This is a genomic window from Chitinophaga sp. (genome assembly GCF_039596455.1).
In the GTDB taxonomy this organism is placed as follows: Bacteria; Bacteroidota; Bacteroidia; order Chitinophagales; family Chitinophagaceae; genus Chitinophaga.
The window spans coordinates 96,686-121,423 of record NZ_JBCNJR010000010.1 but is presented as its reverse complement, the minus strand read 5'-3'; the positions used below and the strand labels follow the sequence as shown (position 1 = coordinate 121,423).

Here is a 24,738-nt window from a genome sequence, read left to right as displayed (position 1 = left end):
TTAGCCTTCAATTTGCGCCACACGCCCGATCTGCCCGTCTTCCAGCCTTACCTTGATGCCCCTGGAATGGTAAGGCGCGGAGGTGAGAATATCTTTTACCACACCGTACGTCAGCTTGCCGCTGCGCTGGTCTTTTTTGAGAATGATGGCTACTTCAAGGCCTGGGTAAATATCGCTTCGGGTCCTTCCGTTCATGATTTGCATTTTAGGCAGGCGCAAAGTTACATTTTTCAGGGCAACAGGCCGCGTCAGTCCAGCACCCGCATCCGGTAAGCGTTCATGGCGGTATCTCCCAGCCTGGTTACCAGCCGGTAGTTCACCACCACGCCCACGGCGGCGCCCACCACGGGCAGCAACTGCCCTATTTTAGCCAGGTCAATATGGTCCCGGTACTCCAGCTGGAAGCTCAGCCAGTCAAATTCATTGATATCGTCAGGCAACTGCTTGCTTTTCTCTTTCCAGTCAACGATCTGTTCAAACACCTTGCGCCGGTGCTGCTGGCTGCTGAAAGCCAGCTGGAAAATATAGAGGATGTACAGGCGTTCCTTGTAATCTTTCACGTCAAATCCGTAAAACGTGGCAATGTCGAACAGGAGCTTGAGCTTCATGCTGAGCAGGATGGGAAAATCCGCCAGTCCCAGCAGAATACCGCCGGCCCCCGTAATGCCGCCCTCTGCGGCGGCCGTTTTCCGGTAAAAGTCCACCCGGCGCAATACCGCTTCTTCCAGGTCAAAAAGGGAGGCAAACTGAGGTTGTTTGGGCGCGGTATAGGTGGAACCGTACAATACCCCGCGCACCATCTGTTTGATGGTAACGGTAATGGCATTGTGCACTTTCTCCGGTATGAGGCGGTTAATACGGCTCTGGACAGACTTGGAGAGCCGGTCTGCCACACTGGGCCGCTTGCGCATTTTTTGCTGCCAGACCGCCATTTCCACGCGCATCCGCTGTTCGTGCGTCATGGGAGAAATATACGTAAAAACGGGCTTTTGCCGATATCTATCCGTTCTCTCCCCCCTGGACCGCCGTTCTTCCTTCGGTAGCGCTTCGATGTCCCATCGTATATAAGCCGTGTATATCATGTCTATATCCCGTGTTCCAGTTGTCTATATCTTGTCCTTATATAGGGACGGCTTTTATGTGGCATATCCGCCAATAGCGCACAATATGTACGCAACGAAATCAGGTTATCCGCCCGGCGTGCACAAAAAAGCCTTCCGACGTACATCGGAAGGCTGGACGCGTCTGCGTCAAAACAGTTTTCTTATATGGAGCAGCCCGGTCAGGCGATACTAACCGAAGGCTTCCATGAATATCCTGTAGATTGCATGAATACCTCCTTTTCTTTGGTGAAGAATAAAACTACGGCATTTCAGCTTGTAAAAAATGTTAAAATTCGTTCTACGGCTGTTTCCCCACTCCGCCCATACCGTTTTCAGTAACATTTCAGGCCCGCCTGCCGCCATAAGTACTCATTTAAGTATCCTGTGCGCGCGTGGCAAGCGGTAATTTGCAGGCAATGAAACACCTGCTCATTACCATATCTTTGGCAGGCTGCTGTATGCCTGTTTGGGCGCAGAACGGCAGTTTTGCGGACTCTCTCCAGGTGCAGGCAGGCACCACCGGCACGGTGGCCAGCCAGGAGTACCTGCCGCTCTGGCTCACGGCCAAGCGCTTCGGCACTATCAGCGACAGGAAGTCTGACCTCTCCACCCACCTGCGGTTGCGCAATACCCACCGCTTCGGGCAGGAGGAAGATTTTTACCTGCGCTATGGCATCAACCTGTATAACAACAACCATTTCAGGGATGTCTTTTTTGAAGAGGCCTTTGCCCGGTTGGGCTACCGCAAATGGGAGATCAGGGGCGGCCGGTATGAAGAGATGCTGGGAGAGCAAGACCATGAGCTTTCTTCCGGCGCCTGGGGCATCAGCGGAAACGCATTGCCCATTCCGAAAATAGGTATAGCCCTCACGGAGTATGCAGACGTACCGTTCACCAACGGATGGCTGCAGGTGAAAGGCCAGTTCAGCCATGGCTGGATGGGGAAAGACCAGTTCATCAAAAATGCTTATCTCCATGAAAAAACCCTGTACCTGCGCATCGGCAAGGAGCGGCTGCGTGTATACGGCGGTGTGCAGCACTTTGCCGTGTGGGGCGGCAACCGCAGTGACCTGCCCAGGATCAAAAATTCGTTCTCAGACTACCTCAACATTGTGATAGGCAAAGAGGGAGATGACGGCACGGTGAACAGCGACGAATTTGCGCCCAACCGCCCCGGAGACCACCGCGGCGTACTGGAGGGCGGCATCACCTGGGAGAATGACGCCATGCTGCTGCAGCTCTACAATCAGTCCATGTTTGAAACGGGGCAAAATATTTCCATCAAGAATACAGACCGCCTGCTGGGGCTGAGCTACCGGAACAAAAATGAAGACGGTGCGCTCCGCGGCCTTACGCTGGAATTTATCAACACCAAAAAGATGAATGACTGGGACCCGCTGAACGTGCGGGAAAGTTATTACAACAACGGCACCTACCTCACCGGCTGGGAATACCAGGGCCGCATCGTAGGCACGCCGCTGTTCATTAACCGCCAGCGCGGGCAGCATTACTTCAGTGATGTAAAACCGTTTGACTGGGACCAGCATAGGGACTCCACTACCGGCAGGGGCTGGAACATTATCAGCAACCGCGTTACCGGCCTGCACCTCGGCGGCCGCTATACCATTGGCAACGCCTTGCAGGGTAAAACACTCATCACGTACACAAAAAATTTCGGGAATTATAACGATGCCAACTTTACGCGGGGCCTCACACAATGGTACACTTTGCAGGAAGTACAGTGGCGAACGCCGTTAAACGGTTTTTCCGTTACCGGCGGTTTGGCGGTAGACTGGGGCAACCTGGGCAGCAACACCGGCTTTATGCTGGGTGCGCAATGGAGCTTCGGGTCAGATTAAGATCTTGCGGATGGTGGCGTGCAGGTTCTTGAACAGGAAGGGTTTGGTAACATACCCTGCCGCGCCGTTCTTCATAGCCTTGTTGATCTCCTCTATGCCCGTTTTGGCGGTGAGCATCAGCACCGGTATATGACGCAGCGTGCTGTCTTTCCTGAAAATCTCCAGCAGCTCGTAGCCGTTCATGACCGGCATATAAATATCGCTGATCACCAGCTGGGGCAGGCTCAGGCGCGCCTGGCGCACGCCGTCTTCACCGTTCTCCGCCAGCAGCACGTTATACTCGTGCAGCTCCAGCAATGTTTTCAATGTATCGGACAAACTTGTTTTGTCCTCTATTAAAAGTATGGTGCTATTCATCTTTGTATCTGAATGTAATGGTAAATGTGGTCCCTTTGTTTTCTTCGCTGCTCACTTCTATTTTTCCACGGTTCATTTCCACAAATGTTTTTACAATGGCCAGCCCAAGGCCTGTTCCTTCAATTCCATCTACATTACTGCCCCTGTAAAAAGAATTGAAAAGATGCGGGATGTCACGGGCCGGTATGCCAATGCCGTAATCAAATACCTTGATCACGCATTTGTGCTTGTGGTACCGGAGTTTGATAGAAGGATTTTTCTTAACGGAATATTTAAAGGCATTACCAATCAGGTTGGTCAGTATTTTGGATAACTGGTCTTTGTCTGCCAGCACCTTGCGCGGCTCGCCGGTGATGCTGACATCAAGTGTTCTTTCATCCTTTCTTTCTGAAAAGTACTGGTACTTCAGGTAGTCTATTACTTTCCGGATATCTACCGGCGTTCTGTTCAGCTCGTAATTGTTCGAAACAATTTTGCTGAGCGTTAATATTTCATCGAGCATGGTATTCAGGTTAAATATCTCGTGAGATATTTTCCCGATGTTGCGGCTGTAAAACTCGTCCATGCTCCCGTCCCGCTGCAAACGGGCCTCCAGCAGGTCTACAGCCGTGGCAATGGCTGTCAGCGGTGTTCTGAATTCATGGGAGGTCATGGAAATAAAGTTGGCTTTCATCTCCTGCAAAGACCGTTCCTTTTCAAGATGCAGCAGCTGCAGTTTCAGTGCATGCTGCTTTTCTATGGGCTGCCCGATGGCCAGCAGGTAGGCTTTGCGGTTGATGTGAACGCGGCTGGACTTGAAGTCGATGTGCTGCTTGCGGCCGTTGGCTGCCGAAGTCAGTGTGAATGAATCGTTGTGAGGGTTTGCTTGTAGCGGGTTTCCGGTAAGGCTGTCTCCCAGTTGTGCAATAGCTGCCTCGTTGGCTTTCTCTACTATCATGGCAGACGGGTTAATGATCAGCACCGGCGCCTTGATGCCATTGAGCAGATGATTCACTTTAATGGAGTGCAGTGGTTTCATTGCTTAGTCTTAAGGTTTTTCTCAGGGGTCTTTTCCTGCTATAAACACCCTGTACGGTTCAGGTTCTCACGGTGTATAATGGATAAGTAAGTTAGGAATTGTATTCGGCACTTTAACAGGAATCTTGTATTTTTATTGTGAAATGTGGAAAAGTAGATATATAATTCTACAATTAATATGTTTTTATAATATTACTTACTCAAGTAAGTAATACAGCTGTGGCTCCATAACCGTTACTTATCAATTTATTAAAGCAGGCGTTGCCGTAATTGCAGATTTTTGGAATTAAATTTGATGTACTTCCATTTCAAGACCATATCGCACTGACACTGTATTAACGTTACCCGTAATATGATATCGATCGGAATTATTGAGGACAACCACTTTCAACTGAATAATTATAAGGAGTTTCTAGAAGATTTTCAGGAATGTAAAGTCGTATTCGCCTGCCGTTCAATGGAAGAATTCAAGGCGTTACCATATAGAGCTCCTGATGTAAAAGCCATCCTGCTTGACATATCGCTTCCCGGCGAATCCGGCATCAGCGGTATGGAGGAAATAAAACGTGTTTACCCCGATGCAAAGATCATTATTCTCTCCGGCCATGACGGCAAACAATACGTTATAGAATCCATTATGAAAGGCGCCAGCGGTTACATCATTAAAACCAGCCGGCTCATGGAAATCTATCATTCCATACTGGACGTTATCAACCAGGGCGGCACGCTTTCTCCCCGCGCTGCGCACCTGCTGATAGACCATGTAAGCAAAGACCCGCTGGAGCATGTGAAAGATAAGCTCACCAAACGTGAGTATGAACTGCTGCACCTGCTCAAGGAGGGTTATACTTACAAGGAAATGGCTGAAAAATTGTACGTAACGGTGTTCACCGTTAACCAGCATTTAAAAAAGATCTATCAAAAGCTGAACGTAGCATCCAAGTCTGAGCTGATCTCCAAGATCTGGTCTAACAGCCTCTATTGACGCACTACTTTAATGAGTAGGTACATTCCTCTTCACAGCCCGATTTATACTTTAGTGAGTAGTTCTGGAAACATGCAGGTGTTTTAATATTGCAATGTGATTCCGTCACTTGTTTTAACTAAACACGATTGAATGTTCTTGAACCGAAAACCATTCTTTAGAAGAGAGACCTTGTTACTGGCCATTTGCGGTTGTTTGTTCGCTTCATGTGTCAATACGAAGAAAGCCGCCTACTTCAACAACCTGAGCGATACAACGCTTGCGGCCATAAAAGTGGACTTTGAGCCCGTCATCCAAAAAAATGACATGCTGCAGATCAATGTAAGTGCGCTGAACCCGGCTGAAGCCGCCATGTACAACCTGCCCAATACGTATTCGGCGGGCGCAGTACCCGGCGCCGGCGGTATGACGCAACCTGTAATGGCCGGCGGGGCCAATCCTGCGGCGGGTTTCCTGGTAAACCAGGAAGGTTATATCCAATACCCCGTTCTGGGGCGTATCAAAGCCGCGGGCCTTACTAAAAAAGCGCTGACAGACACTATTCAAAACCAGCTGGTCAACCGTAAACTGCTGGTAGACCCCATAGTGAGCATCCGTTTCCTGAACTACAGGGTAACCGTGCTGGGAGAAGTGACCCATCCTGCCGTAGTGAACGTGAGCAGCGAAAAAATATCCGTGCTGGAGGCGCTGGGCATGGCCGGGGACATTACCATCTACGGCAAAAAAGACAACGTACTCCTGATCCGCGAAGAGAACGGCGTACGCACTACCCGGAGGCTGAACCTCAACGATGCGGCCAGCCTCAACTCCCCCTACTTTTACCTGAAGCCTAACGATATAGTATACGTAGAGCCTTCCAAATCCAAGGTAGCTACTACCAGCAAGGCCAACACAGTGGTACCCATTGTGCTGAGCGCTTTGTCTCTGGTGGTGATACTGGTAGACAGGCTGGTTGTGAACAATTAAAGGTTTAGACATGAACAACGTACACATTTCCCGTCCGAACGGGCAGCAGCCCAACACGCAGAAGCGCGTGCAAACGCAGGACCAGACGGACCTGCTGGCGCTGATCAGGTATCGTTATCTATCTCACTGGCCCCTGTTTGTGCTCATCTCCATTCTGGCCGTGGCCGGCGCATTTGTATACCTGCGCTACGCTACACCTGTTTACAAGGTGTCTGCTACCCTGCTGGTAAAGGAAGAATCCAAAAAAATAGGCGACACAGACCTCCTGTCTCAGTTGGACCTGTTCGGCTCCGACAAGAACATAGAGAACGAAATGCAGATACTCAGCTCCCGCACCCTCGCAGACGCGGTTGCCAAAAACCTGCACCTCTATGGGGAAATATACATGAAAGGAAAGGTAAATGACCTGCTGGCGTATGACTATGCGCCGGTGGAGTTTACCTTCCTGGAACCGGAAAAGATCAAAAAGGGCACTCCTGAAAAAGTGCCCATGGTATATGATTCCCTGCGCCGCCGGGTATTCCTCTATAACAAGGCTTACCCCCTGTTTGACACGGTGGGCACGCCCTGGGGCAAAATGGTGATCAAACCCAGGACCGGTATTGCCGTACCGCATATGCCGTGTTACCTGCAGATCACAGACGCGCAGCAAACCGCCCAGCAGTTGCTGGGCCGCCTGCAGGTGTACCCTGTTTCCAAAATGGCCACCGTCATCAAGCTGGATTATGCAGACGTAGCCCCCCGCCGGGGTGAGGCCATTCTGAACGAGCTGATAAGGGTATACAACAATGCCGCCATTGAAGACAAGAACCGCGTAGCCGCCAGCACCATGAGCTTTGTGGAAGAACGCCTGCGGGTGGTGACCAAGGAGCTGAACCAGGTGGAAAAAGAAGTGGAACGCTTCAAGTCTTCTGAAGGCATTGTAGATATCAGCGAACAAAGCAAGCTCTTCCTGGAAAGCGTACAGGACAATGACACTAAAATGAGTGAGGCCAACATGCAGCTCTCCGTGCTGCAGTCTATTGAAAACTATGTAACCGGGAAGCGGAAGGGCGAGCACGTTGTGCCGGCCACCCTGGGCCTTACAGACCCCGTTTTGCTGGAACTGGTGGGCAAGCTGAATGAGGCGGAGATGGAAAGGGAGAAGCTGGCCAAAACAACAGCAGAGAACAGCCCGGTACTGCAGGCGCTTGACCGGCAGATAGCAAAGCTGCAGCCCAGCATCCTGGAAAACATCAGGAGCCTCCGCAGCAACCTGACGGCCGGCAAGGAACGGCTGGAAACCGCCAATGGCCGCTTTATGGGCATGCTGCGCAGCGTACCCGGCAAGGAAAGGGCCCTGCTGGAAGTTAGCCGCCAGCAAACCATCAAGAACAACATTTACACCTTCCTGCTGGAAAAACGGGAAGAAACAGCGCTGGCCTATGCCGCCGCCATATCAGACAGCCGTATTGTAGACCCGGCCCAGAGCGCGGCCATTCCCTTCAGCCCCCGGCGGATGACGGTGATAGCCATTGCCATTGGCATCGGTATTGCCTTTGTAGCGGCCCTCATCACCCTGAAAGACATGATGAACCGTGAAATTGTTGAACGCGCCGATATCGAAAAAGCTACAGACGCACCCGTGGTGGCAGAGATCATGCATGATGACAACAAAGAGTCTGTAGTGATAGCAGATGGCAAGCGCAGCATGGTAGCGGAGCAGTTCCGTTCCCTGCGCACGTCTCTCTCCTACATCGGCCTCAACGGCGACAATAAAACGCTGCTGGTCACCTCTTCCATTTCCGGTGAAGGCAAGAGCTTTATTTCCATCAACCTGGCCATCAGCCTTTCGCTGATCCGCAAGAAAGTGGTGCTGCTGGAATTTGACCTCCGCAAGCCCATGATCAGCAAAATGCTGCATGTGCCCCGTGAACCGGGCATCACCAATTACCTGGTAGGCAGAACGGCGCTGGCAGACATGCTGCGGCCCGTGCCCGGCAACGACCACCTGTTCATTCTGCCCGCCGGCGTTATTCCTCCCAACCCCACAGAGCTGATACTCAGCGGGCGGCTGGAGGAGATGCTGACCAAACTGAAAACAATGTTCGATTATGTGATTATAGATACCGCCCCCGTAGGGTTGGTAACAGACGCCCGTTTGCTGGCGCCCATGACGGATGCCTGCCTGTACGTGGTACGGCAGCAGGTAACGCCGCGGCTGCACCTGAAAATGATAGACGAGCTGTACCGCACCCGCGAAGTAGGCAAGCTGAACATCGTGTTCAACGGCGTGAAGCCCCGCGGCGTGGCCGCCCATGCTTACGGCTACGGCTATGGCTACGTGGAAGAGAACAAGAACGGGAAAGGAAAAAGATTTATCAAAAACATATTCAACATTTAAGCCTATTTATTGAAAACCCGCACAGCCCCTGCCTACTCATGTGACTGAGAGGGCGAAGCTGTGCCTCACTTCCCTCCTGCCTGCCGGTATATATTCCATGTTATGAAAAAAAGCAAGCGTATTCCGTTAACCAGTAAAAATGTAACCGTATGCAACAGGAATCACATGCCTGGTATGCCGTATATACCAGGTCAAGATGGGAAAAGAAGGTAGCTGCCGCCCTGGAGCGCAAGCAGGTAGAATGTTACTGCCCGCTGAACCAGGTAACCCGCCAGTGGAGCGACCGCCGCAAGGTTGTATTGGAACCGCTGTTTACCTCCTATGTTTTTGTGCGCATCCCGGAAAGTAAAAAACAGCTGGTGCGCGAAGTAGAAGGCATCGTCAATTTTGTGTACTGGCTCGGTAAACCCGCCGTGATACCCGATCACGAAATTGAGCTGATACAGCGTTTCCTCCGCCACTACAAGGAAGTGCAGCTTGAAAAATTTGCGCTCCGCCACAACGACCTGGTAGAGATCACCGCCGGGCCGCTGATGCACCACCGCGGGCGCATCATAGAGCTGGGAAAGAACCGCGTGAAAGCGGTGCTCAACAGCCTGGGCTATGCCATGCTGGCCACCGTATCTGCAGACGAGGTAGTAATGGTCTCTGCATCCTGATTTTAAACCATAACCGATATACCGAATGCACCATATCCTGCTATGCGGCGGGGCAGGTACCCGCTTGTGGCCCCTGTCTAACCGCCAAACGCCCAAACAGCTGTTGCCCCTCTTTGAAGGTAAAAGCTTATTACAGATCACTTATTTGCGCAACACATTTGCCTGCACGGATGTTATGGCCATTGTCAACGAACAGCAGGCGGCCGTTATCCAGACACAACTAAACGAGGCAGGTGCTGTCTCTCCCACCCTGCTTGCCGAGCCTGTAGGCCGTAACACCGCTGCAGCCATTGCCCTGGCCGCTTTTGTAAGCGACCCCAACGAAATACTGCTCATCACCCCGGCAGACCATCTCATCGGTACGCCAGACAAATATGTCCTCACCATTGAGACGGCCCGCCAACTGGCGGCTGAAAACTACGTGGTAACCATTGGCCTGCAGCCCACCTACCCGGAAACGGGTTACGGCTACATCCAGTACCGGCAGCAGCATGAAGTAGTCCGCTTCGTGGAAAAGCCGGACCAGGCCAACGCCGTCAAAATGATGGAAAGCGGGGACTACCTCTGGAACAGCGGTATTTTTTGCTGCCGCGCCGCGGTGATACTGGACGAGTTGAAACAATATGCCCCTGCTATTTATGACGCCGCCGCCCGGGCCGCCAATGAATGGCTGCGCACCGGCCGCCTCAGCCTCGCCAGCATGGAAGCCATACCTTCAGACAGCATAGACTACGCCGTGATGGAAAAAAGCGACCGCGTGAAAGTGGTGCCCACACAAATGCAATGGAGTGACGTAGGCAGCTACGAAGCGCTCACCGAAGCCCTCGTGCAGCATTACCAGTACCAGAACCAGCAGGCGGTGTTCATCAACAGCAACCCGCAAAACAATATGGTGATAGGCAAAGAGAAGCTGGTGGCGCTGGTAGGCGTAGACAACATGGTGGTGGTAGACACGCCCTCCGCCCTGCTGGTAATGCAGAAAGGCAAAGGCCAGGAAATCAAACAACTGCACCAGTGGGTGAAAGAAAACCGTCCGGAACTCCTTTAAACCCGTTCTTTCAAACAACACATATGCAACTGACCGATAAGATCTATATTGCCGGCCACCGTGGAATGGTAGGCGGCGCCATCAAAAGAAAGCTTATTTCACTCGGCTACCAGAACCTGGTGCTCCGCACGTCAGGCGAGCTGGACTTGCGCTCCCAGCAGGCCGTGAACGATTTTTTTGCCGCAGAGAGGCCGGATTATGTTTTCCTGGCCGCGGCCAAGGTAGGCGGCATTCATGCCAACAACACCTACCGGGCAGATTTCCTGTATGACAACCTCATGATAGCCTCCAATGTGATACATGCCGCTTACCAGCACAACGCCGCCAAGCTCATGTTCCTGGGCAGCTCCTGCATTTACCCCCGTATGGCGCCGCAGCCCATTACGGAAAGCAGCCTGCTCACCGGTCCCCTGGAAGCCACCAATGAACCTTACGCCATTGCAAAAATTGCCGGCATCAAACTCTGTGAAGCTTACCGGCAGCAATACGGCTGCAACTTCATCAGCGTAATGCCCACCAATCTCTATGGCATTGGAGACAATTACCACCCTGAAAATTCCCACGTGCTGCCTGCGCTCATCCGCCGCTTCCACGAAGCGCGCAGCGCCGGCAAACCCGCTGTTACCGTATGGGGCACGGGCACGCCAAAACGGGAATTTCTCTTTGCAGACGACCTGGCAGACGCCTGTGTATACCTCATGCATCACTATGACGGGGAAGAGCTGGTAAACATCGGCACGGGAGAAGACCTGAGCATCCGCGAGCTGGCGGAGCTGGTAAAAGAAGTAACCAACTACGAAGGCGATATCATTTTTGACAGCAGCAAACCAGACGGTACGCCGCGCAAGCTGATGGACGTATCCAAACTGCATGCCCTGGGCTGGAAACACAGCACAGACCTGCATACAGGTATACACATGGCCTACGCAGACTTTGTAAAGAAACAATATTCACTGATCAACGCTATATAAAAAACAACAGCTTATGAAACAAGCCAAAGTAGCTTTAATTACCGGCGTAAACGGCCAGGACGGCGCCTACCTCGCAGAACTGCTGCTGGAAAAAGGATATATGGTGTACGGCGTGAAACGCCGCGCCTCCCTCATCAACACGGAAAGGATAGACCATCTTTACCAGGACCCGCACGCCAACGACGTGCGCTTCCGCCTGCTCTACGGCGATATGACGGACAGCACCAACCTGATCCGCATCATACAGGAAACGCAGCCAGACGAAATATACAACCTGGCCGCCATGAGCCATGTACGGGTGAGCTTTGACACGCCGGAGTACACCGCCAATGCAGACGGCATAGGTACCCTCCGCATCCTGGAAGCCCTCCGCATCCTGAAGCTGGAGCAGAAAACCCGCGTGTACCAGGCCAGCACCTCCGAACTGTACGGGCTGGTGCAGGAAGTACCGCAAAAAGAAACCACCCCCTTCTACCCCCGCAGCCCCTACGCAGTGGCCAAGTTATATGCATACTGGATCACGGTGAACTACCGCGAAGCTTACAACATGTATGCCTGCAACGGCATCCTGTTCAACCATGAGAGCCCGCTGCGCGGGGAAACCTTTGTGACCCGCAAAATTACCCGCGGCGCCGCCGCTATTGTGCTGGGCCTGCAGGACAAGCTGTTCCTCGGCAACCTGGACGCGCAGCGTGACTGGGGCCATGCCAAAGACTACGTGGAAGCCATGTGGCGCATCCTGCAGCAGCCGGAGCCGGATGATTATGTGATTGCCACCGGCATTACCACCCCCGTGCGCGACTTTGTGAGAATGGCCTTTGACGAGCTGGGTGTAGAGCTGGAGTTTATTGGCGAAGGCGTGAACGAGACGGCAGTAGTAACCGCCTGCCGCAACAAGGAATATATTCTGCCCGTTGGCAAGGAAGTGGTGGCTGTAGACCCGCGCTATTTCCGCCCCACTGAAGTGGAGCTGCTCATTGGAGACCCCACCAAGTCCAAGACCAAACTGGGCTGGGAACCTAAATATGACCTGGCGGAGCTGGTGAAAGAAATGGTAGCGGCAGATGTGGAGCTGTTCCGCAAAAAAGACGTGGCCCAATTTGAACACCTCATTGGTTAATACATGCAGGCAGCCAATAAAGTAGTGATCAATACAGGTTTTTTATACGGCAAGATGCTGGTGACGATGTTCATCGCATTGTACGCCACCCGGCTTGTATTGAACGGCCTGGGCGCCGAAGATTACGGGATATTTAACCTGGTAGCGGGCATTGTGGCCATGCTGTCTTTCCTGAACAGCTCCATGACCCTCTCTACCCAGCGTTACATGTCTTTTTTCCTGGGCTCGGGCAACCTCCTGCAATTAAAGAAAGCATTTAACTCCGGCATCTGGCTGCATCTCTTCATCAGCGTTCTCGTAGTCGGATTGCTGGAGTTATCAGGCATGTATCTCTTTGGCCAGGTGCTGAACATTCCTGGCGAGCGGCTGCGTGCGGCCAAGATAATTTTTCATTGTATGACGGCCAGCGCCTTCTTCACCATTATTTCCGTGCCGTTTGACGCGCTCATCAACACGCATGAGAACATGCTGCTGGTGGCCGTTACCGGTATTGTGGAAGCGGTGCTGAAACTGGCCCTGGCCATAGGCCTCAGTTACATGAGCGGAGACAAGCTGATCTATTACGGCGCCGGGCTGGCCCTGCTCATGGTGATGATGCTGGCCTTCAAAATGCTGTACTGCGCCGCGCGCTATACGGAAACAGCCATCAGCCCGAAGTATTACGACGGCAAGCTGCTCCGCGAAATGCTGGCCTATTCCGGCTGGTCTGTAGTAGGCGCTTCCGGCGTAATAGCCAAAACGCAGGGCATTGCCGTGATACTCAACGTGTTTTTCGGGGCGGTGATCAATGCCGCGTTTGCCATTGCCAACCAGGTAAACGCGCAGCTCAGCTATTTTGCCGTTACCATGCTGCAATCTCTCAACCCGCAGCTGGTGAAGAGCGAAGGCGGCGGCAACCGGCAAAGGATGCAGCTGCTGAGCCTGATGGCCTGCAAGTTCTCCTTCTTCCTGCTGGCCTTTTTTGCCGTGCCGGCTATGATAGAGATGCCTTACATATTGCAGCTCTGGCTGAAAAACATCCCCGATCATACGGTGGCCTTCTGCCGCCTGATCATAGCCGCCTCACTGGTATACCAGCTGTCTGCCGGGCTGCAGATGGCCGTGCAGGCCGTAGGCCGCATCGGTACCTTCCAGGTGGTGCTCTGCTTCCTGCTGCTGCTCAACATTCCCGGCGCCTGGCTGCTGCTGAAGGCAGGCTTGCCGCCGGCTTCGGTGCTGGTACTGGGGGTATTGATAGAATGCCTCATTGGCCTCTACCGCCTGCTGGCAGCCAAACAGCTCACCGGCATTGAGGTGCCCGTGTTCCTGAAAACCGTGGCCTGGCAGTCTTTGCTGCCGGTTACCCTGGCCACCGCTATTGCCCTCATTCCGTATTACACCATGGAGGAGGGATTTGTGCGGCTGCTGGCCACCTGCGGCCTCTCTGTAGCGGCCATTACCCTGCTGGTACGCAGCATGGGGCTTACGCCGTACGAGCTGCAGAAGCTGGAAGAAATGGCCGGCAAGGCCTTGTCCAAACTGGGCCGCAAACGGCCGGTATTGAAAGCCCAACCATAAAGTAATTGTCTGACATGAACATTTTATTCTTCACACATATTTCCCCCTTCCCGCAAAACGGCGGTGAAAAGCTGCGGAGCAGCTACCTGCTCAAAACGCTGGCCGCCCTGGGGCACCGCGTATTTGCCATCATCGGCAATGAAGAGGATGCAGACCTGGAGGAATACCGCATACCGGGCGTGGAATTTTCCGTTCACCATGAAAAACCGCTCAGCCTGGCAGACCGGCTCACCGGCAATTTCTACTTCCGGCAAAACCCGGCTGTGCTGAAAACCTTCCGGAATATCTGCCACCGGCGCCATATAGACGTGGCCATACTGGACTATGGTTTTATTGGCCAGTACATTCCCTGGTTCAACGCCATGCGCATCCCCGTGATACTGGGCTCTCACAACTCGCAGGCCCTGCACACGCTGCAAAAGCCCGCCCGCGGCCTGGTGCAGAAGCTGCGCCGCTCACAGCTGGTGAACCTGGAAAAAACGCACGAACGCCGCTTTTTCCCGCAGGCCGCCGCGCTTATGGTGGTGAGCGAGCCAGACAGGCAGTACCATGCGGAGTTTATTGACCCGCATAAAATATTCACCGTGCCCAACTTCCTGGATGAAAAGGAATACCAGGTGAAAGAAGAAAGGATACCCAACCTGCTGATGATGACGGCCAACTTCTCTATGTACATGAACTACGAAGGGCTGAAATGGCTGATAGAAGAAGTGTGGAACGATGAGCTGGCGGAGCGCTTTGAGCTGTGGCTGGTGGGCCGCCATTCCCGTGAGGCGCTGGAGCAGCTTACCGGCGGCAATTCCTGGAAAAACATCAAGGCGGTGGGCAAGGTGCCGCATATCAAACCTTACATTGCCATGGCCAGCGGCGTGATCATTCCGCTGCTGCACGGCAGCGGCACGCGGCTCAAATGCCTGGAGGCCATGGCCCTGCGCACGCCCGTTATAGCCACGGCCAAAGGCGTGGAAGGCGTACTCAGCGATCATTTTATTGTGGCCAATACCCCCGCCGCTTTCCGGCATGCCCTGCTCACCTTCAACGGTAAAGGGCCGCTGGGACATTTGTTGTACGAAGACTTTATGAAAGAATACAGCGCCGGCGTCAATGCACAGCGGCTGGAGCACATACTCCGCTTTGCCATGCAGCAGGCCCCGGCCATCACCCCTCAACTGGTAACGGAATGAACATCAAAAAAGCAGGCGTAGTATTATATACCATGCTCAGCACCATCAAGGTGAACCTCATTGGCCAGCTATGGCTGAATGAGGTGCTGGTGCTGGCCGCCGCGCCTTTTACTTTCAAGCCGGGAGACCTGAAGACCTATCCTTACCTGAAGAAGATACTGGCCGCCCTGGTAATGCTGCTGGTGTTCCAGGTCATTACAGACCTGCTGGTGGTGCACAGCACGCCGCAAGACTATCTGCGCGGCTGGGCAGGCACCATCATTGCCATGGTGTCTTTTGTGGTGCTGTTCAAAATGCTGAACGAAACAGACGCCATCCTGCTGTTCCTGTTCATGACCATGATCAAGAACATTATTTATACAGATGATATTGTAGACTCGGAGATGAGCTTCTTCAAGTTCAAAATAGTGCCCATCATCACCAGCGCCTTGTACCTGGTGCTCTATTACCTCTACAAGAAAGGGGAAATGAAGCTGGTGATGACCATGCTGATAGGCTGCAGCGTGCTTTGTATAGCATTTGACAGCCGCTCTACCGGCGTGATCTTTTTCCTGGGCGCTACTATTATCTATTTCATGAACAACAAGGTGCAGATATCCCGGCAGAAGATCATCGTTTTTGCCGTACTGGCTGCCATCATATTCCAGGTCTGTTATATTTTTTACGTCAAGTCCGTACTGAACAATGAAATAGGCGGCGAGCACGCTCACACCCAGATATCCCGCCTTTCCAACCCCTACAACCCGCTGGAGCTGCTGATGACGGGGCGCGCGGAAACCTTTGCCGCCGGCGCAGCCATTGCTGACAAGCCCCTTTTCGGCCATGGCTCATGGGCTAAAGACGAAAGCCTGAAGTATTACATGATACTGCTCATGTATCACGATGAGGAGCTGAACATTCAGGCGGCCAGGGAAACCAACCACCTGGTGCCCAGCCACTCCGTGCTCATGGGCGCCTGGGTAAACTGGGGGCTGGGCGGCTTCATAGCCGTAACGTACCTCTTCCTGGTACTGATGAAGATGGGATTCTACATTATCCGCAACGGGCAGGAGCTGGCATTGTACCCTGTGCTGGTGCTGATGACCCTGGGGCTGATATGGACGTTCCTGTTCTCCCCTTTCCAGCAATTGCGCCTGCTGATACCCGGCATCAGCGCCATCATCCTTAACACCTACTACGGCCTGCTGGAAGAAGCGGAAGCTGAAGCCGAAGAAGAGCAGGCTCATTATGAACTTCAAATGCAATAAAATGGTCCCTGATCAACTATTCGAAGAAAAGACAGACGCCGCAACCGGCCGCGTGAAAATGTACAGAGATAACCCGCTGTATTTCCTCCGCAGGTCTAACATATCCCTGTACAAATCTTTTTTGCTGTACCTCTATTACAGTGTGGCCAACTGGCTGCCAGACCCGCCGCGGCCCATTGGCAGCCTGGCCATGAGCTTCAGAACATGGCTGGCCTCCCGCATCTTCCTCAGCAGCGGCAAAAACATCAAGATTGGCCGCAACGTGCATTTCGGCAGCGGGAAGAACGTAGTGATCGGCAACTATACCGGCATTAACCACAATTGCTGGATAGGTAACGATACCATTATCGGAGACGATGTGATGTTCGGCCCGGAGGTGACCATTCTTTCCGGCAGCCACAACTTTGACCGTACAGACATTCCCATGCGCGAGCAGGGCGCCAGCCAGCGCAAACCCGTAGTGATCGGCAACGATGTGTGGATAGGCACCCGCGTGATCATACTGCCCGGCGTGCGCGTGGGCGCGCATTCCATACTGGCCGCCGGCGCCGTGGTTACCAAAGACGTACCGGAATATGCCATAGTGGCCGGCAACCCGGCCGTTATCAAAAAATACAGGACCATCACCAGCAGTTAATATCATGTCAAAACTAGTTTCAATCGTCATCCCCGTTTACAACGGTCAGGAGTTTATCAGGGAAACGCTGGACAGTATTTTTAACCAGACGTACCGCAACTTCGAGATCATAGTGGCAGACGGCGCTTCTACAGACAATACCATGGGCATTGTGAACGAGCACCGCGGCCTGATAGATATTATTTTCTCAGAAAAGGACGAAGGCATGTACGATGCCCTGCGCAAGGGTTTTGACCGGGCCAGCGGAGACATACTCTGTTATATCAACGCAGATGACCGCCTGTTGCCCTACGCCCTGGAGAAAGTAGTGCAACAATTTGATGACCGGCAGTGCGACCTGGTGTTTGGAGACGTGAACTACATTTCCGAAACCGGCAGCATCATTTTTTCGTACAAAGGCGTGAACCTCTCCCACGGCGCCATCCGCAAACTGCGCCGGGTGCCGTTTGCGCAGCAAAGCTCTTTCTGGACGCGGGAGGTATATGACCGCAACGGCGGGTTCGACAAATCTCTCAAATACGTGGCAGACTCCAAGTTCCTGCTATCTGTTTGCCTTGACCCCTCGGTACGCAAGGCCTACGTACCGCTGCCCCTGGGTGAATACCGCCTGCACGGCAGCTCCTTCTCCGTATCCATGACAGACAAGATGCGTGACGAGCATTTCCGGATGATCAGCGAGCTGCAGCTGCAGCAACCGTCTATGTCTACCTGGTTCATTGAGGCCTTCACCAAAATAAAGAACCTGAAAGGCATCTACAAAAAGCTAACCTATAAAGGCAACAAATTCTGACATGAACATTCTATTCATAGTTCCCTCCTACAAACCCGCTTATGTGTACGGCGGGCCCATTGTGTGCATTGCCAGGCTGGCAGAGCGGCTGGTGCAGCTGGGGCATGCCGTTACTGTATATACTACCACCGCCAATGGCAAAACGGAGCTGGACGTGCCCCTGAACGAGCCTGTGATGATGAACGGCGTGAAGGTCAGGTACTTCAAACGCGTTACTAAAGACCATACGCATGCCTCCCCTTCCCTCTGGAACGAAACCTGGCGCACGGTGAAACAATACGATGCCGTGCACATGCACTCCTGGTGGAACTTCCTGGTGATGGGCGCTTCGCTCATCTGCACCATGCGGGGCGTAAAACCCGTGCTCAGCCCGCACGGCATGTTCTGTGACTATGTGTTCGGCAACAAGAACCAGCTGAAGAAAAAAGTGCTGCACAACATGCTGGGCCGCTTCCTGCTCCGTAAAACCCACCTGCATGTCAGCTCCCATATGGAATGGAACGAGTGCCTGCGGGTAAACCGCAACTGGAACGGCGCCATGATCTACAACCTGGTAGACCTGCCCGGCGGCAACTATATGAAACCGCAGAACCGGGAGTTTACCATCAGCTTCCTTTCCCGCATAGATCCAAAGAAGGGGCTTGATATTTTACTGCAGGCCCTGTCAAAGGTAGACTTCCCCTTCCGGCTGCAGGTGGCCGGCTCAGGTGATGAGGCCTATGTGCAGCAAATGAAAGAGACTGCCGCCAAACTGGGCATCAGCGCACAGGTAGATTGGGTGGGCTGGAAGAACAACGAAGAAAAGTTCAGCTTCCTGGCGGGCTCAGACCTGTTTGCCCTCACCTCCCACAACGAAAATTTTGCCATAGTGGTCATAGAAAGCCTGGCAGTAGGCACCCCCGTGCTGGTGAGCGAGCATGTTGGCCTCTCCCGCTATGTACAGGAAAATAAACTGGGCTGGGTAACCGGTATAGACAGCATTGAAGAAGTGAAGCAGCAGCTTACTGAAGCCTATGCCGCGCGGGAAGAGCGAAGCAGGATACACCAGTCTGCCGCCGCCATTATCCGTAACGATTTTAATGAAACCACACTGGCCAACGGTTACCTGGGCATGTACGAAGATGTGCATACCCGCCGCGCCCTCAACAACTGACCATGAAGATCTCGGTGATCATACTGACCTATAATGAATCCAAACACCTGGCCCGCTGCCTGGACAGCATGCGGCAGGTATCTGAGGATATTTACATCATAGATGCCTTTTCTACAGACGATACGCTGGACATTGCGGCCCGCTACGGCGCCCGCGTGCACCAGCGCAAGTGGGTCAACTACGCAGACCAGTTCCAGTGGGCGTTAGACAACTGCGGCATCAGCACCCCCTGGGTGATGCGCATGGACGCAGACGAGTACCTGGAGCCGGCGCTGGTACGGGAAATCAATCAGCTGGAAGTGCCCGCCAAAGTAACAGGGCTGTACATCCGCAGAAAGGTGCTGTTCAAAGACAAATGGATCCGCTACGGCGGCTTCTACCCCCACAACCTGCTCCGCATCTGGCGCAATACGGCCGGCAGCATAGAGCAGCGGTGGATGGACGAGCACATTGTGATCTCCGGCGGGGAAACCATGCAGCTGAAAGAGCACATCGTAGACCACAACCTCAACTCCATTCACTGGTGGGTGAACAAGCATAACAACTACGCCATCCGGGAAATGGTAGACCTGCTGAACATCAAGTACCGCTTCCTGGAAGAAGACAAAAGGCTGCTGGGCGCTGAAAGCTCCCAGGCCAAACGCAAGCGCTTCCTCAAAGAAAAGGTGTACGCCTCCCTTTCTCCCGGCGCGCGGGCCTCACTGTACTTCTGCTTCCGGTACTTTCTGCGCTTCGGCTTTATGGACGGGTACCGCGGCTTTATTTTCCACTTCATGCAGGGCTACTGGTACCGGCTGCTGGTAGACGTGAACGTAAAAGAATTTGAGGAAAAGCTGCAGGGAGATACCAGCCGGGAAAAAATGATCGAATTGTTAAAAAAAGATTACAACATAGCCATCTGACCCATGCATACAGATCTATCAGCATTCAATACCGGCAGCTACTCCGCCGGCCCGCGGTGGAAGGTGTTGGCCTGGTATTTTGTGAACTACTACATTTTTTACAGCGCCCTGCCATGGCCTTACGGCTTCAAACGCTGGTTGCTGCAGCTCTTTGGCGCGCGTGTGGGCAAAGGCCTCGTCATCAAGACCAAGGTGCGCATCAAAAACCCGTGGCGGCTGCAGATTGGCCAGCATTGCTGGATCGGGGAATCTGTGTGGATAGACAACCTGGAAGACGTGACCATCGGTAACAACGTATGCCTTTCACAAGGCGCGTTGCTGCTTACCGGCAACCACGACTATACCCGCCGGGATTTTCCCTACCGCCTTGGTAAAATAACGCTGGAAGACGGCGTGTGGATAGGCGCGCGGTCTGTAGTATGCCCCGGCGTATACTGCGGCACTCATTCCATATTGACAGTTAATTCCGTGGCCACCCGCAACCTGGAGCCCTGGCAGGTATATGCCGGCAACCCGGCTGCCGTGGTCCGCAAAAGAACAATGCAGGAAGCACATGCGTAAAAGAGTACTATTGATAGGCGGCAACTTTGCCCCGGAACAGACCGGCATCGGTAAATACAACGGCGAAATGACGGACTGGCTGGTGAATAACGGGTATGACTGTACGGTGATCACCTCCTACCCTTATTACCCGCAGTGGCAGGTGCAGGAACCTTACCGCAAGGGAAAGAACTGGTACACGAAAGAAACGGCGCACAACGGCCGGCTCACCATTTACCGCTGCCCGCAGTACGTGCCCGCGCAGCCTTCCGGTAAAAAGAGGATACTGCTGGACGCCTCCTTCTGGCTGTCTGCTTTCTTCAAGCTGCTGCAGCTGCTGCCTGCTAAAAAATATGATGTGGTGATTACTGTGGTACCGGCCTTTCACCTGGGGCTGCTGGCCGTACTGTATAAAAAGCTGCGGGGCGCCCGCTTCCTGTACCACATACAGGATTTGCAGATAGAGGCTGCCCGTGACCTGCAGATGATCAGGTCTGCCCGCCTCATCAACCTGCTGCTGGGCATGGAAAAATATATCCTGAAAAGGGCTGACGTGGTGAGCAGTATTTCTGACGGCATGATGAAAAGGATACAGGAAAAGACCGGGAAGAATGTGATGTTTTTCCCCAACTGGGTAGACACGGCGTTGTTTCACCCGCTTGACAACAAGGCCGCCCTGAAGGAGGAATACGGCTTTTCCGCGGCAGACACCATTTTCCTCTACTCCGGCGCCATTGGTGAAAAGCAGGGCCTGGAAGCCATTTTGCATGCCGCGCAGGCCAACCCTGCCGCTACCTTCCTGATATGCGGCTCCGGGCCTTATAAAACACAGCTGCAGGCCCAGGCGGAGCAAATGCAGGTTACCAACGTGCACTTTATGCCGCTGCAGCCATTTGAACAGTTCAACCGCTTTTTGAATATGGCAGACGTGCACCTGGTGATACAAAAGGCCGGCGCCAGTGACCTGGTAATGCCTTCCAAGCTCACCACCATACTGGCCGTAGGCGGCCTGGCGCTGGTAACGGCCAACCCCGGCTCCGGCCTGCATGAGCTGGTCAACCGCCACCGCATGGGCATACTGGTGAACGCGGAAGACCAGCAGGCGCTGAACGAAGGCATCCGCCAGGCCATGCAGCAGCAGGCCGGGGAGCTGGTGCAGAACGCCCGCGCCTATGCCGCGGAAAACCTGGCCATTTCAAGCGTTATGGCAAGGTTTGAGCGGGAAGTGTTCCAGCCTGCCAGAAAAATGAAACAACCGCTGGCCGCCAGCGCAAGCTGATTGAAAAAAATTTCTCCATCAAAGCTGAAAAACCAAAGGGTAACAATGACCTGATTTGAAAAAATTTGTCGTTCCCTCCAACTAACACACTATGCTGAACCGATATCTTAAAATTTGCCTGATCCAGATCATTGTGGCGGATTTTATTTTTCTCAACGCCATCTTTTTTGTGGCCGGTTTCCAGATCAGGCAGTACAACCTGCAGCAGCACTCCGGCGCAGACGCATTTTTGCTGGTGTCTAACATATCCTGGGCCATTGCCCTGTATACCACCGGTATTTACGCCGTGAGCCAGGGCCTTTCCTATGAAAAGATGGCCCGGAAAACGGTGCAGGCCATCCTGCTGTACCTGCTCATGCTGCTGGGCTTCCTGTTCCTGTACGGCCACCTCTACTCCCGCTTTTTTGTGATGATGTACTGCGCCCTGTTCATCATTGCCGTGATACTGAGCCGCCTCGTGTTCACGTGGATCACCAACTCCATCCTCAAAAGCAAAGACATTGAGCGGAAAATGGTGATACTGGGGTACAACGAAATGTCCAAAAAGCTCGCAGACAACCTGCTGGCCGAAAAAAGCAACCTGAAGTTTGAAGGGTATTTTGAAGAGTACAACAACGTGCAGGAACTGTCTTATTACCCGGTAATAGGCAATCTGAAAGACTGTGTGCCCTACGCCAAGAGCAACAACATCAGGGAGATCTACTCCACCCTTTCCCCGGAGCAGAACCCTTACCTGTACAAGCTGGCGTATGAGGCAGAGCAACATTTTATTCACTTCCGGTTTGTACCTGATTTCAAGATGTTCGTGAACCGGCAGATATATGTAGACTATCATAACGATATACCCATTATTTCCCTGCGTTCAGAACCGCTTGACGATATTGCGAACCGCATCCGCAAACGGTTGTTCGACATTCTTTTCAGCTCCCTGGTAACCTTGCTGCTGCTGAGCTGGCTTATTCCCCTGCTGGCGCTGCTGATACGCCTGGAGTCAAAAGGCCCGGTGTTTTTCATACAGCACCGTACCGGCCGCAACAACCGTACTTTCCGCTGCCTGAAGCTGCGCAGCATGTATGTGAACAAAGACGCCAACGAGAAGCAGGCCACCCGTAACGACAAGCGGTTCACCCGCGTGGGGCGCATTCTCCGGAAAACGAACCTGGACGAAATACCCCAGTTCCTGAACGTACTGGTGGGCGATATGTCTGTGGTAGGGCCCCGCCCCCACATGCTGAAGCATACCGAAGAGTATTCCCGCATCATTCAGCAGTACATGATACGCCACTACCTGAAACCCGGCATCAGCGGCTGGGCGCAGGTAAACGGCTACCGCGGGGAGATCACGGAAGAAGGCCATCTGCGCAGGCGCGTGGAGCATGATATCTGGTATATGGAAAACTGGTCTATTTTCCTGGATTTGAAGATCATATTTTTAACGGTGTCCAACACCATAAGAGGAGAGAAAAATGCATTTTGAGATGTACCGGCAGGATATGCACTCGCACCTGCTTCCCGGCCTGGATGACGGGGCCAAAACGCTGGAAGATTCCCTTTCGCTCATCAGGCAGCTGCGCGCGCTGGGGTACACCAAGCTGATCACCACGCCGCACATTATGTCCGGCATCCATAATAACGATGCCGGCACCATTTTGCCCGCGCTTGACAACCTGCGCAAGGCGGTGGCGGAAGCCGGCATAGAAATGGAGCTGGATGCGGCAGCGGAGTACCTGATGGACGATTATTTTGAGTCGCTCGTAGACGGGCGGGAGCCCCTGCTCACCATCAACGGGCAGTACCTGCTGGTGGAATTTTCCTTTGTGGCGCTGCCCATGAACTACCGCACCATTTTCTTTAACCTGAAAATGGCCGGCTACGAGCCTATACTGGCCCATCCGGAGCGGTACATGTACCTCCATGGCGACCTGGATTTTTACCATGAATTGCAGGAAGCAGGCGTACGCCTGCAGCTGAACATCCTGTCACTATACGGATATTATGGCAGCCGGGTGCAAAAAATGGCCCTGCAATTGCTGGAGGCCGGGCTGGTGGAATTTACCGGCACAGACCTTCACCACCAGCGCCATATGGACGTACTGGCCGGCAAGCCGCTGGATGCCTCCCTGCGGGCAAAACTGGCCGGAGGATTTATAAAAAATGAATCGTTATAATCAAAAAATCGTAATTTTAAAGAACACGTTAATTACGACAGAATCGTGTCCTATTTAAAACTGAATACACAAATAAGGGTTGCATAATGATTTCTTCTTCAACGGGAGCAAGTAAGTTTCCTGACAACAAGGGGCTTATTGAAGATGTGTTCCATGAAATCAGGTCTATTCTTTCCGGTATTTTGTCCAGTGTTGAGTTGATTGAGCTGTATGGTTCAGGGCAGTTCAATACGGAAAAAAGCGGAGAAAAGATCAACCGGCAGGCAGGAGCCATTAAATCGCAGGTGATTGAACTGGAATTTCTTTTACAGAATGTACGCATCATTCAACATATTCTGAACAAATCCCTTTCTTCCAAGCGGGCCCCGGCCAAAATTGCACTGCTGCTGAAAAATGTAGTGGAAGACGACAGGTATGCCCCGTTATTTGCATCGTGGGTGCAATATAACGTGAACAGTGACCGTGAGGTGGCGTACGTAGACGAGTTCCTGATCAGACAGCTGCTGCTGAACCTGCTTTTCCGCATGCAGCGCAACAGCCAGCCGCAGGAACGGCCCACCCTCACCATTACCTTTGAAAAGGATTATTTTGAACTGAAAGGCGTATACCTCGCCAATGCGAATGACCACTCTCTCTCATCTTCCATCAAGACTTTCCAGCACGAAAGCCTGCAAGCCTACCTTGACCAGCGCATCTGCAGCCTCATAGCCTACGTGGCCGAGCTGCACGACGGGCGTTTCGAGATCAGCGCCCTGCCCGAAGGGAAAATTGAAATGCTGGTGCACATTCCGTATGATGTGAATTAAGCCCAGG

The 24,738-nt window shown here is 53.0% G+C and carries 24 protein-coding genes; 20 read left to right on the top strand and 4 right to left on the bottom strand.

Annotated elements, in window-relative coordinates; translation table 11 throughout:
• Positions 1–195, bottom strand: a complete 195-nt coding sequence (locus ABDW36_RS23765) for a YwbE family protein (RefSeq protein ID WP_123847427.1) — start codon at positions 193–195, stop codon at positions 1–3.
• A 53-nt stretch (positions 196–248) separates the two neighbouring features.
• Positions 249–962 (bottom strand): EcsC family protein, encoded by a 714-nt coding sequence (locus ABDW36_RS23760; protein WP_343704432.1) that lies wholly within the window; start codon positions 960–962, stop codon positions 249–251.
• A 557-nt stretch (positions 963–1,519) separates the two neighbouring features.
• Between ABDW36_RS23760 and ABDW36_RS23755 the strand changes: the two genes are divergently transcribed.
• Entirely contained in the window at positions 1,520–2,962 is a 1,443-nt protein-coding gene (locus ABDW36_RS23755; RefSeq protein ID WP_343704431.1) for a capsule assembly Wzi family protein, read from the top strand.
• Here ABDW36_RS23755 and ABDW36_RS23750 read toward each other — a convergent pair.
• Positions 2,954–3,319, bottom strand: coding sequence for a response regulator (locus ABDW36_RS23750; RefSeq protein WP_343704430.1), 366 nt, complete (start codon positions 3,317–3,319; stop codon positions 2,954–2,956). The genes ABDW36_RS23755 and ABDW36_RS23750 overlap by 9 nt on opposite strands.
• On the bottom strand, positions 3,312–4,337 hold the full coding sequence (locus ABDW36_RS23745) for a HAMP domain-containing sensor histidine kinase (protein WP_343704429.1): 1,026 nt from the start codon (positions 4,335–4,337) through the stop codon (positions 3,312–3,314). The genes ABDW36_RS23750 and ABDW36_RS23745 overlap by 8 nt, the downstream gene beginning before the upstream one ends.
• A gap of 351 nt (positions 4,338–4,688) precedes the next feature.
• On the opposite strand from ABDW36_RS23745, the gene ABDW36_RS23740 reads away from it, so the two are divergent.
• The 19 genes from ABDW36_RS23740 to ABDW36_RS23650 all read left to right on the top strand — a co-directional run bounded on the left by ABDW36_RS23740 (position 4,689) and on the right by ABDW36_RS23650 (position 24,731).
• Positions 4,689–5,321 (top strand): response regulator transcription factor, encoded by a 633-nt coding sequence (locus ABDW36_RS23740; protein WP_343704428.1) that lies wholly within the window; start codon positions 4,689–4,691, stop codon positions 5,319–5,321.
• Positions 5,322–5,516: 195 nt separating this feature from the next.
• The gene (locus ABDW36_RS23735) at positions 5,517–6,287 is read left to right on the top strand and encodes a polysaccharide biosynthesis/export family protein (RefSeq protein ID WP_343704427.1); all 771 of its coding nucleotides are present in this window, start codon (positions 5,517–5,519) and stop codon (positions 6,285–6,287) included.
• A 10-nt stretch (positions 6,288–6,297) separates the two neighbouring features.
• Complete coding sequence (locus ABDW36_RS23730) at positions 6,298–8,670, top strand: polysaccharide biosynthesis tyrosine autokinase (RefSeq protein WP_343704426.1); 2,373 nt, start codon at positions 6,298–6,300, stop codon at positions 8,668–8,670.
• 149 nt (positions 8,671–8,819) lie between these two features.
• Positions 8,820–9,329, top strand: a complete 510-nt coding sequence (locus ABDW36_RS23725; RefSeq protein ID WP_343704425.1) for a UpxY family transcription antiterminator — start codon at positions 8,820–8,822, stop codon at positions 9,327–9,329.
• A gap of 25 nt (positions 9,330–9,354) precedes the next feature.
• A complete protein-coding gene (locus ABDW36_RS23720; RefSeq protein ID WP_343704424.1) occupies positions 9,355–10,377 on the top strand; it encodes a sugar phosphate nucleotidyltransferase in 1,023 nt (340 codons plus the stop codon).
• A 23-nt stretch (positions 10,378–10,400) separates the two neighbouring features.
• A complete protein-coding gene (locus ABDW36_RS23715) occupies positions 10,401–11,348 on the top strand; it encodes a GDP-L-fucose synthase (protein ID WP_343704423.1) in 948 nt (315 codons plus the stop codon).
• A gap of 13 nt (positions 11,349–11,361) precedes the next feature.
• Entirely contained in the window at positions 11,362–12,468 is a 1,107-nt protein-coding gene (gene gmd, locus ABDW36_RS23710; RefSeq protein WP_343704422.1) for a GDP-mannose 4,6-dehydratase, read from the top strand.
• Positions 12,469–12,471: 3 nt separating this feature from the next.
• A complete protein-coding gene (locus tag ABDW36_RS23705) occupies positions 12,472–14,025 on the top strand; it encodes a hypothetical protein (RefSeq protein WP_343704421.1) in 1,554 nt (517 codons plus the stop codon).
• 14 nt (positions 14,026–14,039) lie between these two features.
• Positions 14,040–15,209, top strand: a complete 1,170-nt coding sequence (locus ABDW36_RS23700) for a glycosyltransferase (protein WP_343704420.1) — start codon at positions 14,040–14,042, stop codon at positions 15,207–15,209.
• Positions 15,206–16,456, top strand: a complete 1,251-nt coding sequence (locus tag ABDW36_RS23695; protein WP_343704419.1) for a hypothetical protein — start codon at positions 15,206–15,208, stop codon at positions 16,454–16,456. Before ABDW36_RS23700 ends, ABDW36_RS23695 begins: the two co-directional genes overlap by 4 nt.
• A gap of 1 nt (position 16,457) precedes the next feature.
• The gene (locus tag ABDW36_RS23690) at positions 16,458–17,093 is read left to right on the top strand and encodes an acyltransferase (RefSeq protein WP_343704418.1); all 636 of its coding nucleotides are present in this window, start codon (positions 16,458–16,460) and stop codon (positions 17,091–17,093) included.
• Between the two features lie 4 nt (positions 17,094–17,097).
• Entirely contained in the window at positions 17,098–17,883 is a 786-nt protein-coding gene (locus ABDW36_RS23685) for a glycosyltransferase family 2 protein (RefSeq protein WP_343704417.1), read from the top strand.
• A 1-nt stretch (position 17,884) separates the two neighbouring features.
• Positions 17,885–19,036: a glycosyltransferase gene (locus ABDW36_RS23680; protein ID WP_343704416.1), complete on the top strand. Its 1,152-nt coding sequence runs from the start codon at positions 17,885–17,887 to the stop codon at positions 19,034–19,036.
• A 2-nt stretch (positions 19,037–19,038) separates the two neighbouring features.
• Positions 19,039–19,938, top strand: coding sequence for a glycosyltransferase family 2 protein (locus tag ABDW36_RS23675; RefSeq protein ID WP_343704415.1), 900 nt, complete (start codon positions 19,039–19,041; stop codon positions 19,936–19,938).
• Positions 19,939–19,941: 3 nt separating this feature from the next.
• Entirely contained in the window at positions 19,942–20,499 is a 558-nt protein-coding gene (locus ABDW36_RS23670; protein ID WP_343704414.1) for a WcaF family extracellular polysaccharide biosynthesis acetyltransferase, read from the top strand.
• Positions 20,492–21,757: a WcaI family glycosyltransferase gene (locus tag ABDW36_RS23665; protein WP_343704413.1), complete on the top strand. Its 1,266-nt coding sequence runs from the start codon at positions 20,492–20,494 to the stop codon at positions 21,755–21,757. Before ABDW36_RS23670 ends, ABDW36_RS23665 begins: the two co-directional genes overlap by 8 nt.
• A gap of 91 nt (positions 21,758–21,848) precedes the next feature.
• The gene (locus tag ABDW36_RS23660) at positions 21,849–23,234 is read left to right on the top strand and encodes an undecaprenyl-phosphate glucose phosphotransferase (protein WP_343704412.1); all 1,386 of its coding nucleotides are present in this window, start codon (positions 21,849–21,851) and stop codon (positions 23,232–23,234) included.
• Position 23,235: 1 nt separating this feature from the next.
• The gene (locus tag ABDW36_RS23655; RefSeq protein ID WP_343704411.1) at positions 23,236–23,925 is read left to right on the top strand and encodes a CpsB/CapC family capsule biosynthesis tyrosine phosphatase; all 690 of its coding nucleotides are present in this window, start codon (positions 23,236–23,238) and stop codon (positions 23,923–23,925) included.
• A gap of 86 nt (positions 23,926–24,011) precedes the next feature.
• Entirely contained in the window at positions 24,012–24,731 is a 720-nt protein-coding gene (locus ABDW36_RS23650) for a hypothetical protein (RefSeq protein WP_343704410.1), read from the top strand.
• The last annotated feature ends 7 nt before the right edge of the window (positions 24,732–24,738 follow it).

Bases quoted from the DNA above. Each gene is read 5' to 3' on its own strand.
- ABDW36_RS23655 (WP_343704411.1), top strand. From the start codon at position 23,236: ATGTACCGGCAGGATATGCACTCGCACCTGCTTCCCGGCCTGGATGAC.
- ABDW36_RS23745 (WP_343704429.1), bottom strand. From the start codon at position 4,337: ATGAAACCACTGCACTCCATTAAAGTGAATCATCTGCTCAATGGCATC.
- ABDW36_RS23765 (WP_123847427.1), bottom strand. From the start codon at position 195: ATGAACGGAAGGACCCGAAGCGATATTTACCCAGGCCTTGAAGTAGCC.
- ABDW36_RS23660 (WP_343704412.1), top strand. From the start codon at position 21,849: ATGCTGAACCGATATCTTAAAATTTGCCTGATCCAGATCATTGTGGCG.
- ABDW36_RS23740 (WP_343704428.1), top strand. From the start codon at position 4,689: ATGATATCGATCGGAATTATTGAGGACAACCACTTTCAACTGAATAAT.
- ABDW36_RS23700 (WP_343704420.1), top strand. From the start codon at position 14,040: ATGAACATTTTATTCTTCACACATATTTCCCCCTTCCCGCAAAACGGC.
- ABDW36_RS23730 (WP_343704426.1), top strand. From the start codon at position 6,298: ATGAACAACGTACACATTTCCCGTCCGAACGGGCAGCAGCCCAACACG.
- ABDW36_RS23675 (WP_343704415.1), top strand. From the start codon at position 19,039: ATGAAGATCTCGGTGATCATACTGACCTATAATGAATCCAAACACCTG.
- ABDW36_RS23760 (WP_343704432.1), bottom strand. From the start codon at position 962: ATGACGCACGAACAGCGGATGCGCGTGGAAATGGCGGTCTGGCAGCAA.
- ABDW36_RS23715 (WP_343704423.1), top strand. From the start codon at position 10,401: ATGCAACTGACCGATAAGATCTATATTGCCGGCCACCGTGGAATGGTA.
- ABDW36_RS23755 (WP_343704431.1), top strand. From the start codon at position 1,520: ATGAAACACCTGCTCATTACCATATCTTTGGCAGGCTGCTGTATGCCT.
- ABDW36_RS23750 (WP_343704430.1), bottom strand. From the start codon at position 3,319: ATGAATAGCACCATACTTTTAATAGAGGACAAAACAAGTTTGTCCGAT.
- ABDW36_RS23725 (WP_343704425.1), top strand. From the start codon at position 8,820: ATGCAACAGGAATCACATGCCTGGTATGCCGTATATACCAGGTCAAGA.
- ABDW36_RS23665 (WP_343704413.1), top strand. From the start codon at position 20,492: ATGCGTAAAAGAGTACTATTGATAGGCGGCAACTTTGCCCCGGAACAG.
- ABDW36_RS23670 (WP_343704414.1), top strand. From the start codon at position 19,942: ATGCATACAGATCTATCAGCATTCAATACCGGCAGCTACTCCGCCGGC.
- ABDW36_RS23720 (WP_343704424.1), top strand. From the start codon at position 9,355: ATGCACCATATCCTGCTATGCGGCGGGGCAGGTACCCGCTTGTGGCCC.
- gmd (WP_343704422.1), top strand. From the start codon at position 11,362: ATGAAACAAGCCAAAGTAGCTTTAATTACCGGCGTAAACGGCCAGGAC.
- ABDW36_RS23690 (WP_343704418.1), top strand. From the start codon at position 16,458: ATGGTCCCTGATCAACTATTCGAAGAAAAGACAGACGCCGCAACCGGC.
- ABDW36_RS23685 (WP_343704417.1), top strand. From the start codon at position 17,098: ATGTCAAAACTAGTTTCAATCGTCATCCCCGTTTACAACGGTCAGGAG.
- ABDW36_RS23680 (WP_343704416.1), top strand. From the start codon at position 17,885: ATGAACATTCTATTCATAGTTCCCTCCTACAAACCCGCTTATGTGTAC.
- ABDW36_RS23650 (WP_343704410.1), top strand. From the start codon at position 24,012: ATGATTTCTTCTTCAACGGGAGCAAGTAAGTTTCCTGACAACAAGGGG.
- ABDW36_RS23705 (WP_343704421.1), top strand. From the start codon at position 12,472: ATGCAGGCAGCCAATAAAGTAGTGATCAATACAGGTTTTTTATACGGC.
- ABDW36_RS23695 (WP_343704419.1), top strand. From the start codon at position 15,206: ATGAACATCAAAAAAGCAGGCGTAGTATTATATACCATGCTCAGCACC.